Below are 12,296 nucleotides of genomic sequence, written 5' to 3'. Positions count from 1 at the left end.
GTTCCTGAACAAGGCCGTCATCAAGTGGGCTGCAGAGATGGAGATCTTCTTCACCAGATCCCGGCCCTACAAGAAGAACGACCAGGCCACCATCGAATCCAAGAACAACCACCTGGTACGCAAATACGCGTTCTACTACCGCTACGACACCCCTGAAGAACGAGCCCTGCTCAACCGGCTCTGGCCACTGGTCAACGACCGGCTCAACTACCTGACCCCAACCATCAAACCCATCGGGTACGCCAGCAGCGGCGACGGCCGCCGCCGACGCCTCTACGACACACCGCAGACCCCATTCGACCGGCTTCTGGCCGCCGGCGTCCTTTCACCAACACAGCAGGCCGAACTGACCGCCTACCGCGACCACCTCAACCCCGCCAAAATCGGCCGCGAGATCGCCGATCTGCAGAACCGACTTCTCCTGCTAGCCAAGGAAAAGACCGAACAGCTCTACCTGGCCAGCATCCGCACCGCCCTACCCGACATCCGCAAAGGCATCCGGACCAAGGCCTGCTGAACCACCATATTTCGCGGGCATTCCTACGTGAGGCATCGACTAATTTTCGCGGGCATATTGACGTGAGGCATCACGTGCTGGCCCGCGCGAAGATCGGCGCCAGCGCAACCGCTTCGGTGGCGCTCTGCCGGACCGTCGCCGGGGCGGCGGTCAGGAGGCCTTGGTGTACCTGCGGACCAATTCACCGTCACCGAAGGTGCTCACGTAGTCCAGGCCGGCGTCGTCGCGGCCGAAAAACGTCCATTGCTTCGGGCTTCTATTCGGCTCACTGATCAGCTTGACCTTGAAGGGAACATGGGTCGGGCGCACGGTGCCGATGACGTCACCGACCCGGATCTCCGACGGATGAATTTCCGGTGCGTCCCACCAGTTCTGTATGGCCATGAGATACATCCTTTCTTACGAGCGTCGGCGCGACACGTCTCAAGCGCAGGCCCGCACCGAGCATGATGTGGGGCTTCAGAGGTGGATTGCCCAAGCGTCCGGAGGTCAACGAAGTCGCCGGCTGGTCGCGGTCGGACCGTACGCCGAGAAGTGTTGCCGCTGCACGGCGTTGCGCGGTTGGAGAGGTACCCATCAAGCCGTCATGACTGCAGATCGGCCGGAGCGGCGTGCGCGGCCGCATCATCCCGGACAGGTCGGCCGCAGTGTGCGCTTTCGGCCCGAGCAGCACGCAGGATGTCGCCGCAGGTCTGGAATTCCTGAGTGTCCCGCTCCTCACCCATGGCGGGCAGTCCCGCACATCTGCGCAACACCATCTTGGCCAGAGCCGCGGACGTGCGGCACGGTACCACCAACAGGTTCGCCGAGGCCCGGCTGCCGGTGATCGTCATCAGTCGCTGGCGTACGACAACCCGGCCACGCTCAGCCCTGTCCCCTACCCCGGGACGGTTCAGCGCATCGAGATCCGGCGAGCTTTCCAGCGAGGACCAGTTCACGGTGATGGCGGTGATCTTGCCCAACCGCGCGCACAGCGCATCAACCAACTCGGGAAGCTCGCGCGCTATCGAGGCCGTGTGCGGCCACCACGCCCCGTCAAGCGGCGCACCCAGCTCCATCGCCAAGGCGACCCGCACGGGGCTGGCCAGGCGCCGCCCACCCACTGCTCCGTTCATGGCGCTGACATTGCCCAGCCGAAAACCACCCGCGTCACGCGGCCGTGGCCCAGCAACATCATCACCGCCACCGGTCGACCCGCGCGCAACTCGCGATGATCCATTGACGACCCCTTCACTTCGGCCTGACCCGGCACACACGTGTGGGGATCGACAAACGAAGCCAGTCACAGACCCGTGGTTGCGATGCGGTCGCAAACCCTGAGATCAGGGCTGGCTACGAAAGAAAACCTCACCATGGACACTACACCCACGGCGGCGGTAACCGCACCGAGTTGAGTGATCAGGTGACGACCCGGTCGGTGTGGCTTCCGGGCCCGCCGCACCGGGTCGCAGTCCCCGATTTCGACCGCCGCGCACCGTCGTTGCACGACCGGTTCATGGGCCGCGCGACGAAAGTCCAGATTCGGCCTGATTCCAGTCGCGGCCAACATATCCCGCTCCAGGATGGGGTACAGGATGGGGTAAGTGTGGAGCCACCGCTGACCCTCTCGTCCGGCCACCCGCATCAGGGCTTGCCCCTGGCCGACACCCGCCAGTCACCGTTCTGGTACACCCGGTGACCGCATCCTACGATCTTCTCGTTGCGGGCCAGTTTGCTGGTCGACCACTCGGATGTCCTTGCAGCAGCGCCTATTTCGAACATGTCACGCATCACCGCCTCGTTGGTGCAACCTGAGCGCACTACTCGCCCAGGCCGACGTGATCGCACCGGCATCGCCGGCGACGACCAACTCGGCGACGACGCGCGCGGCATGGCCCGCATTCGTCTGACCAACCATCTCACCGGCGCTTTGCTGTTGTCCTACGTGCTTTCCTGGACGCCGCCCAGAGCGTGCACTCCGACCTCGATACTGGCACCGACCTGCCCTACCGGCCGGCGGTCACTCCCCGAGCAACTGCCGGCTCAGCTGCAATGTCCCGACGCCGTGCCCTGCGCCGGGGCGGGTTACCCGCTGGATGGGCTCCCACGGGTCAGCCTCCGCAAAGCCTCGGGCGGCACCGGGATGGCCTTGGGCGCTGCTGGTGTGGTCCTGTTTCGCTGCCGGGCAAGACGGCGACTGGTCACATGGGTCGCATGAGTCACCGGAGGTCAGGGTGCCCGTCGCGCCCGGCTAAGCTGTGGGGTATCCCGTCGATCACCGAAAACACCGGGCGCAGGCCTTCGTGGGGGCTGCCGGAGTCGTCGGCCAGCGCGCCGCATTCAGCGCCTCGGCATCAAGAGCGCCTCATCAAGCGCCTGGACCTCACCGGGCTCGGTGAGATACGTGTGCATCTTGGCCTTGCTCGTCGGCACACTCGACATGGCGCAGCCGCCCATCAGGGTTCACGCGGATTGCACCCAGCGGGCCTACGAATCGGAAGCCCTCCGCTCCGCCAGCCTCTCCCGCAGACTCTTCGGCCGGATATCGGTCCAGTTCTGGTCGACATAGTCCAGGCATTCGGCCCGGGTGGCCTCACCGTAAACGACCCGCCAACCGGCCGGAATATCGGCGAACACCGGCCACAGGCTGTGTTGCTCCTCGTCATTGACCAGGACGAAGAAGCTACCGTTTTCGTCGTCGAACGGATTGACACTCACTCGTTCTCCTCACGGCCCAGTAGAGACGGGTCAAAACCGAACCAGCGCGGAACCATTCTTGTGGTAGAACGTTGTGTCCAGATCACCGATCGGCGACGTCAACGTAGCACCAACACCCTTGAGTTCTATGGTCAACTCAGTGTCCCGATGAAGACCCGGGCGGAAGTCGGCAGCCGGGACGCCGCCCGGAGATAGCCGCCGGTATTGCGTCAACCGCCCAAGGGCTGCGACCGCGCCGTGGGCCGCTCGGCGATGGTCACGTCACGTCCCGCGCCGGCCGCCATGGTAGCGGCCTCACCACGCGCCAAGGCAACCGTCGCGATGATCACCACCACCGCCGAGGCCACCAGCAACAGCCACTCCGGGCCGTCGGCCTCCAACGTCTCGCCGAGCACGGTGACCCCCAGCACCGAGGCCACCACCGGTTTGGCCACCGTCAGCGTCGGCAACGAGGCGGTCAGGGCGCCGGCGCGAAACGCCGACTGCTGGAAGATCATCCCGCCCAGCGCGGCCAGCACCCAGCCATACAACTCGGGTGTGCGCAACAGGTTGTCGGTACCATGTTCGAGCACGTCAACGATGCCCTTGGTGAGTACCGCGAACAGCGCCAACGACGAACCCGACACCACCGCCAGCAGCACCGCCGCAGCGGGACGATCCGCCAGGATCCGGGCGCCCAGCACACACAATCCCAAGGCAGGGCCCAGCACCGCGGCCACCACGATCCAGGCTTGCACCGAGCCCCGGGAGTGGCCGGCGGTGGGATCTCCAGCCGTGATGAGTGTCGCCAACGCCGCAGCCAGCAACACCGCCGACAGCCACTCCCGCCGGGTTATCCGATGATGGGCCAACCGCGCATAGAGGGGCAGCGCGAACAGCAGCACCGTCACCTGCAGCGCCGTCACCAACATCACCGAGCCCTTGTCGAGGGCCGCGGCGAGCAGACAGTAACTGGCGATGTCGCCCAGACCGCCCAGCCACCAGCGGGTGTCGCGCAACAACATGCCGAACAGCGCCAGGTAGCCGACGGGTTGGTCGGTGATCTCCTGGGCGGACCGCTGGCGGATCACACTGCCGATCGCGGCCGCCAGCGCGGCGCACAACGCGAGAAACCCGGCGATATCCGTATTCGACATGGGGCGCCCTCCTCGCCGACATCCGGCCCGCGGCCGCACGTATACCCACTATTCACGTTTCGTGGGCATTGAGGCGACTGTGCACCGAGTTCTCAGCCGTCCCGGCGCCGAAACCGCCTCGCCGGCTTGCACACTCGCGCACCGTCGCCTCAAAGCGGGAACTTGGCGTCGGTCAGCCGTTCGGACAGCTCCCAGAGTGCGACGGCGGTGGCGGCCCGCCTGGCCGACCAGTTGCGCCAGGTCGGCTGGCTGCGGCCATATAAGCCGAATCGGGGGCCGACGAACGTGTTGCCGGCAAGGTCCTGCGACACCGCATACAACGTCTGGCGGGCACCGAAGTCGGCGTCGGTAGACACCATCCGGTCGACGGCCAAGACCGCCGCGTCCACCACTTTGCGGCCGGAGTTGCCCTGCAGGTTCGTGTGCGACCAGCCCGGATGGGCGGCCAGCGCGCGCAGCGAGGAGCCGACGGCATCCAGACGCCGCTGCAGCTCGCTGGTGAACAGCAGGTTGGCCAGCTTCGACTGGCCGTAGGCCAGCCACGCCGAATACGGCCGCGACTGCCAGTTCAGGTCCCTGAGGCTGATGTAGCCGATGTTGTGCAGCAGCGAGGACACCGTCACCACCCGGTCGGCGAGCTTGCGCAGCAGCAGGTTGGTCAGCGCGAAATGACCGAGGTGATTGGTGGCCATATGGCCCTCGAATCCGTCGGCGGTCAGCGTGTATTGAGCGGCCATGACGCCGGCGTTGTTGACCAGGACATCGACTTTGTCGATGCCGTCGGCGAAGTCCCGCACCGAGGACAGGTCCTGCAGGTCGAGCCGACGCACCTCGACGCGACAGGCCCCGGGTTCGGCCATTTGCCGGGCGGCGGCCTCGCCTTTCTCGGTGTTGCGTACCGCCAGGATGACGTGGGCACCGACCCGGGCCAGCTCGCGGGCGGTCACCTCACCGAGCCCGCTGTTGGCCCCGGTGACGATGACGGTGCGTCCGGCGAAGGACGGCAGCTCTGCCGCAGTCCACTCAGGCACGGCAGTCGCGGGAATGCGGAGCCTCATCAGCCGGCCCCCGGTGACCTTTTCGCGGCGTTCCCCGTGACCACCGCGGCGCGCGGCAACACCCCGCCACACCGATCAGGCATCCGTTATCCCACCCCGTCAGTGCTTAGTTCTTTTCGGTTCTTCGCGATGGAAAACCTCACGCGTTCGACACCGATGACATGGTAAAGCGCGACCCTTGACCGGATCCCCGACGGTGCTTGGTCACGCCCGGGACACCGCCGAGGCCGAAGCCCAGGCTTTGGCGGCGTCTATTTGGTGGCGACGACGGCAGGGTTCAAAACCAGTGAAGCTGGGTATCGTCCCGAGTGGTCCGCGTGATCGCACGCGCTGTCCCTTCGCCGAGGAGTATCCAAGTGGCACGCAATGTATCCGCCTGGCCGGCCCTGCCCCGCAACGGCCGCGGGTCGGTCAGACGCGCGCCGGGCGGGTGACCAGCAGATGTACCTGGGCGTCATCGTCAATCCGAAGGCACGCAAGAACCTCGCTGCGCCACGTGATCGCGCCGCCGAGCTGCGCGACATCGTCGGCCGTTGGGGCGAGGTGCACGAAACCGCGTCCGTCGACGAACTCCGCACGACCCTGCAGCAGCTTTATCGCCGAGTCACCCACCTCGTGGGCGACGGCGGCGACGGCGCACTGCACTGGTTGATCAACGAAACCCGGCAGTGGGTGGCCGATCCGGAACGCTGGCCGGCATTCGTGCCCACCAACGGCGGCAGTGTCAACGCCGTCGCGCGCAAAGCGGGGGTGCGCGGGCGGGCCGATGCGATCGTCAGTGCGCTGGCGGCGGCCGCCGAGTCAAATCAGCCGCCGCCCGAGGTCTGCCTCGACACTTTGCAACTCGACGGCGAGACCGCCGACGGCGCGCCATTCCATCGCCTGTGCTTCGGGCTGGCCGCCGGAGGCGTCGGCAACCGGTTCTACGACAAGTACTACGCCAACCCCGATCATGGCCGCGCGGCCGTCGCCCGGGTGATCGCCCGCACGTTCGGTGACTACCTGACTTCTAAGGTTGCCCCGGGCCGCATGAACAGACCCAACTGGGCGGCTCACCTGTTCGCGCCGACCCACGCCCGCGTGATCATCGACGGCGAGGAGGTCCCGACGCGAACCCACCGACTGCTGCACGCGGGTGCGATCGACCTGCGTATCGGCGGTCCGTTCCGGCTCTTCCCGAAGGCCGCCGCAGCCGGAGTGCTGCATTTCCAGGCCGGGGACACCAGGCCCTCCAGGATCGTCGCGCAACTTCCCGCGGGGCTCACCTACGGCAGCATCCGCGGTGATCGGGTGCGCGATGTCAACGGCGAAGAAATGGTCATCGAGGCCGAGGACGAGCCGCTGTCACCGATCATCGACGGCGAGCGATTCGTCGGCATCGTCAAGATTGTGGCCAGCGCCGGACCACGCATCCGGATGGCCCAGGTGGGGCATGCGCGTCGCCCGCGTCGTCGGTGACGTCAGCGCCGGGAACGGATGGTGCGGGTGATCTGCGCCGACAGTTTGGGGTCGCTCAAGAGTTGGTCGACGAGGGCGACCAGGACCTCTTGTCCGGTGACGCGGGCGACGCCGAGGCGGTCCGCGGCTTCTCGCTGCCAGATGTCGAGGGCTCGATGCTGGGCCGGCGAGAGGTCGACCGTTCGCCGGGTGCGCGCGGCGCGTGTGCGGCCGATGGTGACCGGTTCGGTCGGCGCCGCCGCGACCGACGACGCGAATGGTGCGTCTGCGGTGTACGCCCGGAAGCGTTCGGCGTCGGCGTTGATGCGGTCTGCGCTGCTCATCGTGGTGCCCCCCTCGGCCAGCCATATCAGTATGTCAGTACATCCGTTGCAGTATATCCGTAGATGAGGAGTTGCTGCACTATCACGGCGGTGCGGATTGGGGGCCGCCGGCGAACGGGGATCCGCAGGCCCGCGGGGTACCGCGCCTGGTCGCAACCGGCGGGCGGGAGGGGCCCGGCCGGTCGCCGGTGACGGCGTTGCTGCACGTGGCTGTCGTGAGGCGGCGTGGTTACGGGGTCAGACTGCGGTCCGGAAGCAGCGGGTGACCGCGGCCCGGTGGCCGGCGCGGATGCCGTCGACTCGGGCCAACACCATCCGCACACGGCTGGCCCGATGCTGCCGTCGCGCCCGCTGGCACCGGCCGATCGACGGGGCGCCCGGCGCCGAGACGCCGGCCCACCGCCCAGTGACTCATTTTCGCAGGTGACATAGATTGTCGTTGCTGCAATGATCGATAACGACAGAAAGACGAGCAGTTGCGAGGCCACGTTCCGCTTACAAGCTAACCTGGGATTGTGACGGTGACACCGGTTGGTAACGGTGTGAAAGGTAAACTCTATGGCCATGTTCATGAAATCCGGTGATACGCATTTGCGTATGTCAGTATCTTTGGATTACCGCCGGTTTACCTGCTTAAATGCCGCCGTTTCAACGTACTGAGATACTGAGATGCGTAAGTACGGAAATCTCCGGTGATTCCGTGTCACGTGCCTGCGGGGCCGGAAGTCACAGCACTCGCTATTTGTAATATGACTTATTAATGTGAAACGCGCCTGTGAGGTTAGTGTCAACCCACATAAATTGGACTGAAATCCTTTGCTTGCTATCGGTCTGTCGCGTTACTCTTGGCATTACCGATTGGTGAATGACGTGGTTCCGTCGATCCGGTCGAAGACCGGCTCGGAAGGGGGAATGGCTCCTACGATGGATACGCTTATCGACTACCTGCGGATGTGGGAAGCGCGCCGGCCGGACCAGACTCTCTACCGGTTCGTGGATGCCGAAGGCCGCGAGCTCGAGCACTACACCTATCAAAGCTTCGCCGAACGGACCCGCGAGCTGGCCGCCTATTTGTTTGCAGAGGCCGGGCTGCGGCCGGGAGACCGGGCGCTGCTGGTCTACCCGCCGGGGCTAGAGATGGTGGCGGCGTTCTTCGCCTGCGCTCGTATCGGGGTGATCGCCGTACCGGTAAGCCCGCCTTTGCCCATGGCGTTCGAAGCGGGCCTGGCCAAGCTGAGCTTTATCGCACGGGACTGCCAGGCCAAGGCGGTGCTGTCGACCAAACAGCTCGAGTACGACTACCGCCTGCTGCTCGGCCACCGACAAGGCGGGCTGCCGTGGCCCGACGCCGCGCGGCCTCCGGAGCTGCCGTGGTTCGCAACGGACGGCACCTGGGAGTTCGGCGGCGCCCCCGTGGCGGACGCGCCCGGTCCGGTGCTCTTCCTGCAGTACACCTCCGGCTCCACCAGCGATCCCAAGGGTGTGATCGTCAGCCACGCCAACGTCATCGCCAACGGCTCGGCGTTCGCCGGCGGCGAAGTGGCCGTCAGCTGGCTCCCGCAGCACCATGACATGGGCCTGATCTCCGCTTACCTGTTCATATTGCTGCTCGGTGGGACTACGCATGCGATGTCGCCGGCTGATTTCCTGCAACGGCCGTCGGCGTGGCTCCGGCTGATCAGCCAGGTGCGCGCCACCCACAGCCCGGCGCCGAACTTCGCGCTGGAGTACTGCCTGCGTGAGGACAAGCTGCCCACCGACGAGCTGACCGGGATCGACCTGAGCAGCCTGGACAGCCTGGTCGTCGGTGCAGAGCCGTTGCACGCCAACACGTTTGCTCGTTTCCGGCAGCGCTTCGCTGGCTACGGTCTGCGGCCCGATGCGCTGGCCGGCGCTTACGGCTTGGCCGAAAACACCCTGATCGTGTCTATCCGGGGGCGCCAGACGCTGGCTTTGAACAAGCGGGCGCTGGGGCAGAATCTGGCCCGGGTCGAAAAGGCGCTGCCGGAGAACAACAACCAGGCCCGGGTCGTGAGCTGCGGCAAGCCCGTTGCCGGAAACGTGGTCCGCATCGTCGACCCGCAGTCGAGGCAGGCAGTGGGCGAGGGCCGAATCGGCGAGGTGTGGCTGGACGGGCCGTCCAAGGGCGGCGGCTACTGGCACCGTCCCGAGCTCACCGCGGAGACCTTCGCCGCCCGCATCACCGGCGATGCGGAGCGCACCTATCTGCGTACCGGCGATCTCGGTTTCCTCTACGAGGGCGAGCTGTTCGTCTGCGGCCGCAGCAAGGACCTGATCATCGTCCGGGGCGTCAACTGCTACCCCTCCGACATCGAGGCCGTGGTGGAGCGCTCGGCCGCGCAGGTTCGCAACGGCTGCGTCGCGGCCTTCTCGGTCGAGCAGGAGGAGCAGGAAGCGCTGGTCGTGGTCGCCGAGGTGCGTGACCAGCACGCTCTCCCGGACCCGAAGGCACTGGCGCGGTCGATCCGCCGCCACTGCCACGTCGATCCGCACACCATCGTGTTCGCGCCGCCGCGCAGCATTCCCAAGACCACCTCGGGCAAGATCAGGCGCGCGCAGACGCGGCGGCTGTGGCTCGACGGCAAACTGCCCGTGCTGGCGAGCCGCACCCGCCGGACCCACGAGGAGCTGGGCGTCACCGCGGGTCCGCTGGAACGCTTCCGTCACCTCATGGAGAGCTACGATTTGACCGGCCAGGAGGACTGCTCCTTCGCCGATCTCGGCATCGACTCACTGGCCCTGGCCGAACTGCGCGCGGACCTGCAGTCGCTGCTGGACGAGCATGGCGCGGCGGAGCTGACCGAGGAGGTCAACACTCGCCTGCTGCAGCGCCTGACGGTTGCCGAGTTCTTCCGGCTGGTGTGGCAGTTCGGCGATGGGTCGGGCCAGCCGATCCACGCCCTGCGCCACGCGCTCGACCGGATTGCCGCCGAGTACGAGGCATACGAGGTCATGCAGATGCGTGTCGACGCGCGGCTGCCGCTGCCGGCGCTCCCGCCGGCGCGATCGGGCGCGCCCAGCGACATCCTGTTGACCGGGGCGACCGGATTCCTGGGACCGTTCCTGCTCGCCAGCCTGCTGCGGCGGACGTCCTACACCATCCACGCGCTGGTGCGCGCCACCGATACGGCACACGGTCACGATCGGATCATCGCCTCGCTACGCCGGGCTCAGCTATGGTCGCCGGCGCTGGAGGCCGAAGTCCTGGCGCGGGTTCGGGTGATCTGCGGCGATCTGGCCGAGCCTCACCTGGGAATCGGCGAGGCGGGGTTCCGGCGACTGGCCGACACCATGGACGGCATCGTCCACAACGGCGCCCTGGTCAACTACGTCCGAACCTATGACGCACTGCGTCCGGCCAACGTGATCGGCACCTGGGAGCTGCTGCGGCTGGCGCTGACCACCCACCGCAAGAGCTTCCATCTGGTCTCCAGCACCTTCATCTATGGCTGGAGCACCATGCCGGTGGTCGGCGAGTCGTATGGCAACGAGGAGATGGCCGGGCTGGATTTCGGCTACTCGCAGACCAAGTGGGTCGCCGAGCAGCTGACGCTGGCCGCGCAGCGGCACGGACTCGACGTGCGGATCTACCGGCCGTCGCTCATTTCGCCCACCAGTGCGGGCTTCGGCAGCCAGGACGACATCCTGGTGCGCCTCACCGCGTTCATGATCGAGCACGGCCTTGCCGTCAACGCGCACAACCAGGTCAGCCTGCTGCCGGCCGACCTGGTCGCCGATCACATCGTCGCGCTGATGGACCTGCCGGCCGAGACCGGCACGGTCTTCAACATCACCGCCGACGACTACTACAACCTCACCGACATCACCCGGCTGTTGTCGGAACGCCACGGTTACCGCTTTGCCTACCACGACATCCCGTCGTTCGCCGAGCAGTTGAACCGCCGGTGCACGCCGCGCGACCCGCTGTACCCGCTGGTCGATTTCCTGACCCGCTCGGCCGGCAAGATCGAGGCGATGCGCGACAAGCGCTACGACAACACGCGGTACCGGCATGCCCGCGCGCTGGCCAAGGTCGGGTTGCGCGAACCGGCCCTGGCCGACACGGTCGATGCGCTGGTCGAGTTCCTGCGGCGCGAGCAGCTGATCACCGAGGCTGAACCCGAGGCGCAATGCAGTGCCTAGTCACCGTGGGTCGGTTACGAGGTAGTGCCAGCGCACTTTTGGGTACTAGCCGTACAGCCGCACGCGTCCAGGGGGATCACCATGTTCACTGTCGATGACCAGGCCGCCGGCCCGCACGACGCGTCACTGGATCACGAGCGAATCGTCCTTCAGGCGCGCGACGTCAAGTTCGATTGGGCGAAGCTGCCGTTCTACTACGTGCCCAACGAACCCTTCACCACCCACTTCTGCAATGTGCTGCACCTGCTGCTGCCGGCGGGTGAAGAGTTCATCGTCGAGGCGTTCAAGAAGGCATTGCCGCTGATCAAGGACGACCAATTGCGGCTTGACGTACAGGGATTCATCAGCCAGGAGGCCTTGCATTCCCAGGCGCATTCCGGCGTGCTCGAGCGCTTCGCCGCCCGGGGCATTGACGTGACACCGTTCACCGACCAGCTCCGCTGGCTGTTCGGCAAGCTGATCGGTGACCGGCCCCGCTGGAGCCTGCGACGACGGCAGAGCTGGTTGCTGGAGCAGGTTTCGATCGTGGCGGCCATCGAGCACTACACCGCCATCCTGGGCGAATGGATTCTCGACACCCCGCAGCACGATGCCCTCGGCACCGATCCGGTGATGCTGGATCTGCTGCGCTGGCACGGCGCGGAGGAGGTCGAACACAAGGCGGTCGCCTTTGACACCATGAAGCATCTGCGGGCCGGGTATTGGCGGCAGGTGCGCACCCAGCTGTTGGTCACGCCGGCGATGCTGTGGTTGTTCGTGCGCGGTGTGCGGTTCATGTACTCGGTCGACCCGTACCTGTCGCCGGGGACCAGGCCGCGCTGGCGGGATTACTTCGATGCGGCGCGGCGGGATCTGGTGCCGGGGCCTTTTCAGTTCCTGCGGGTCATCGGCGCCTACTATTCGCCGCGTTTTCATCCGTCCCAGCTGGGCGGGGTGGGACGGG

Annotated in this window: 10 protein-coding genes and 2 pseudogenes; 5 read left to right on the top strand and 7 right to left on the bottom strand. The window is 66.3% G+C overall.

Annotated features, from left to right (window positions below; genetic code table 11):
- A pseudogene (locus BST40_RS25675) lies at positions 1-517 on the top strand (integrase); the annotation flags it as partial.
- 150 nt (positions 518-667) lie between these two features.
- Here BST40_RS25675 and BST40_RS25670 read toward each other — a convergent pair.
- From BST40_RS25670 to BST40_RS33665, 3 genes and pseudogenes are all read right to left on the bottom strand, one after another.
- A complete protein-coding gene (locus BST40_RS25670) occupies positions 668-901 on the bottom strand; it encodes a hypothetical protein (RefSeq protein ID WP_036391787.1) in 234 nt (77 codons plus the stop codon).
- Between the two features lie 200 nt (positions 902-1,101).
- Positions 1,102-1,632: a DUF5994 family protein gene (locus tag BST40_RS25665; protein ID WP_240316597.1), complete on the bottom strand. Its 531-nt coding sequence runs from the start codon at positions 1,630-1,632 to the stop codon at positions 1,102-1,104.
- 395 nt (positions 1,633-2,027) lie between these two features.
- Positions 2,028-2,308: pseudogene (locus BST40_RS33665) on the bottom strand (citrate/2-methylcitrate synthase); the annotation flags it as partial.
- Between BST40_RS33665 and BST40_RS33410 the strand changes: the two are divergent.
- On the top strand, positions 2,277-2,714 hold the full coding sequence (locus BST40_RS33410) for a hypothetical protein (RefSeq protein WP_075548890.1): 438 nt from the start codon (positions 2,277-2,279) through the stop codon (positions 2,712-2,714). The pseudogene BST40_RS33665 and the gene BST40_RS33410 overlap by 32 nt on opposite strands.
- A gap of 269 nt (positions 2,715-2,983) precedes the next feature.
- Here BST40_RS33410 and BST40_RS25650 read toward each other — a convergent pair whose 3' ends face one another.
- From BST40_RS25650 to BST40_RS25640, 3 genes are all read right to left on the bottom strand, one after another.
- The gene (locus tag BST40_RS25650; RefSeq protein ID WP_075548891.1) at positions 2,984-3,214 is read right to left on the bottom strand and encodes an MbtH family protein; all 231 of its coding nucleotides are present in this window, start codon (positions 3,212-3,214) and stop codon (positions 2,984-2,986) included.
- Between the two features lie 209 nt (positions 3,215-3,423).
- Positions 3,424-4,350, bottom strand: a complete 927-nt coding sequence (locus BST40_RS25645) for a DMT family transporter (protein WP_075548892.1) — start codon at positions 4,348-4,350, stop codon at positions 3,424-3,426.
- Between the two features lie 149 nt (positions 4,351-4,499).
- A complete protein-coding gene (locus BST40_RS25640; RefSeq protein ID WP_083156159.1) occupies positions 4,500-5,381 on the bottom strand; it encodes an oxidoreductase in 882 nt (293 codons plus the stop codon).
- 468 nt (positions 5,382-5,849) lie between these two features.
- Between BST40_RS25640 and BST40_RS25635 the strand changes: the two genes are divergently transcribed.
- Entirely contained in the window at positions 5,850-6,866 is a 1,017-nt protein-coding gene (locus BST40_RS25635; RefSeq protein ID WP_083156157.1) for a diacylglycerol kinase family protein, read from the top strand.
- A gap of 2 nt (positions 6,867-6,868) precedes the next feature.
- On the opposite strand, the gene BST40_RS25630 is transcribed toward BST40_RS25635, so the two are convergent.
- The gene (locus BST40_RS25630; protein ID WP_075548894.1) at positions 6,869-7,189 is read right to left on the bottom strand and encodes a hypothetical protein; all 321 of its coding nucleotides are present in this window, start codon (positions 7,187-7,189) and stop codon (positions 6,869-6,871) included.
- Between the two features lie 924 nt (positions 7,190-8,113).
- On the opposite strand from BST40_RS25630, the gene BST40_RS25625 reads away from it, so the two are divergent.
- Positions 8,114-11,353 (top strand): thioester reductase domain-containing protein, encoded by a 3,240-nt coding sequence (locus BST40_RS25625; RefSeq protein WP_083156156.1) that lies wholly within the window; start codon positions 8,114-8,116, stop codon positions 11,351-11,353.
- Positions 11,354-11,434: 81 nt separating this feature from the next.
- A partial coding sequence (locus BST40_RS25620; RefSeq protein ID WP_083156155.1) for a metal-dependent hydrolase occupies positions 11,435-12,296 on the top strand: 862 nt, incomplete at its 3' end.

This window comes from Mycobacterium persicum, from assembly GCF_002086675.1.
In the GTDB taxonomy this organism is placed as follows: Bacteria; Actinomycetota; Actinomycetes; order Mycobacteriales; family Mycobacteriaceae; genus Mycobacterium; species Mycobacterium persicum.
Note: the sequence above shows the minus strand (reverse complement) of the source record. Positions and strands in the feature narration are given on the sequence as shown.

Excerpts from the sequence above, each read along its gene's own strand:
- BST40_RS25665 (WP_240316597.1), bottom strand. The coding sequence starts at position 1,632 with ATGAACGGAGCAGTGGGTGGGCGGCGCCTGGCCAGCCCCGTGCGGGTC.
- BST40_RS25645 (WP_075548892.1), bottom strand. The coding sequence starts at position 4,350 with ATGTCGAATACGGATATCGCCGGGTTTCTCGCGTTGTGCGCCGCGCTG.
- BST40_RS25670 (WP_036391787.1), bottom strand. The coding sequence starts at position 901 with ATGGCCATACAGAACTGGTGGGACGCACCGGAAATTCATCCGTCGGAG.
- BST40_RS25635 (WP_083156157.1), top strand. The coding sequence starts at position 5,850 with ATGTACCTGGGCGTCATCGTCAATCCGAAGGCACGCAAGAACCTCGCT.
- BST40_RS25630 (WP_075548894.1), bottom strand. The coding sequence starts at position 7,189 with ATGAGCAGCGCAGACCGCATCAACGCCGACGCCGAACGCTTCCGGGCG.
- BST40_RS33410 (WP_075548890.1), top strand. The coding sequence starts at position 2,277 with ATGTCACGCATCACCGCCTCGTTGGTGCAACCTGAGCGCACTACTCGC.
- BST40_RS25625 (WP_083156156.1), top strand. The coding sequence starts at position 8,114 with ATGGATACGCTTATCGACTACCTGCGGATGTGGGAAGCGCGCCGGCCG.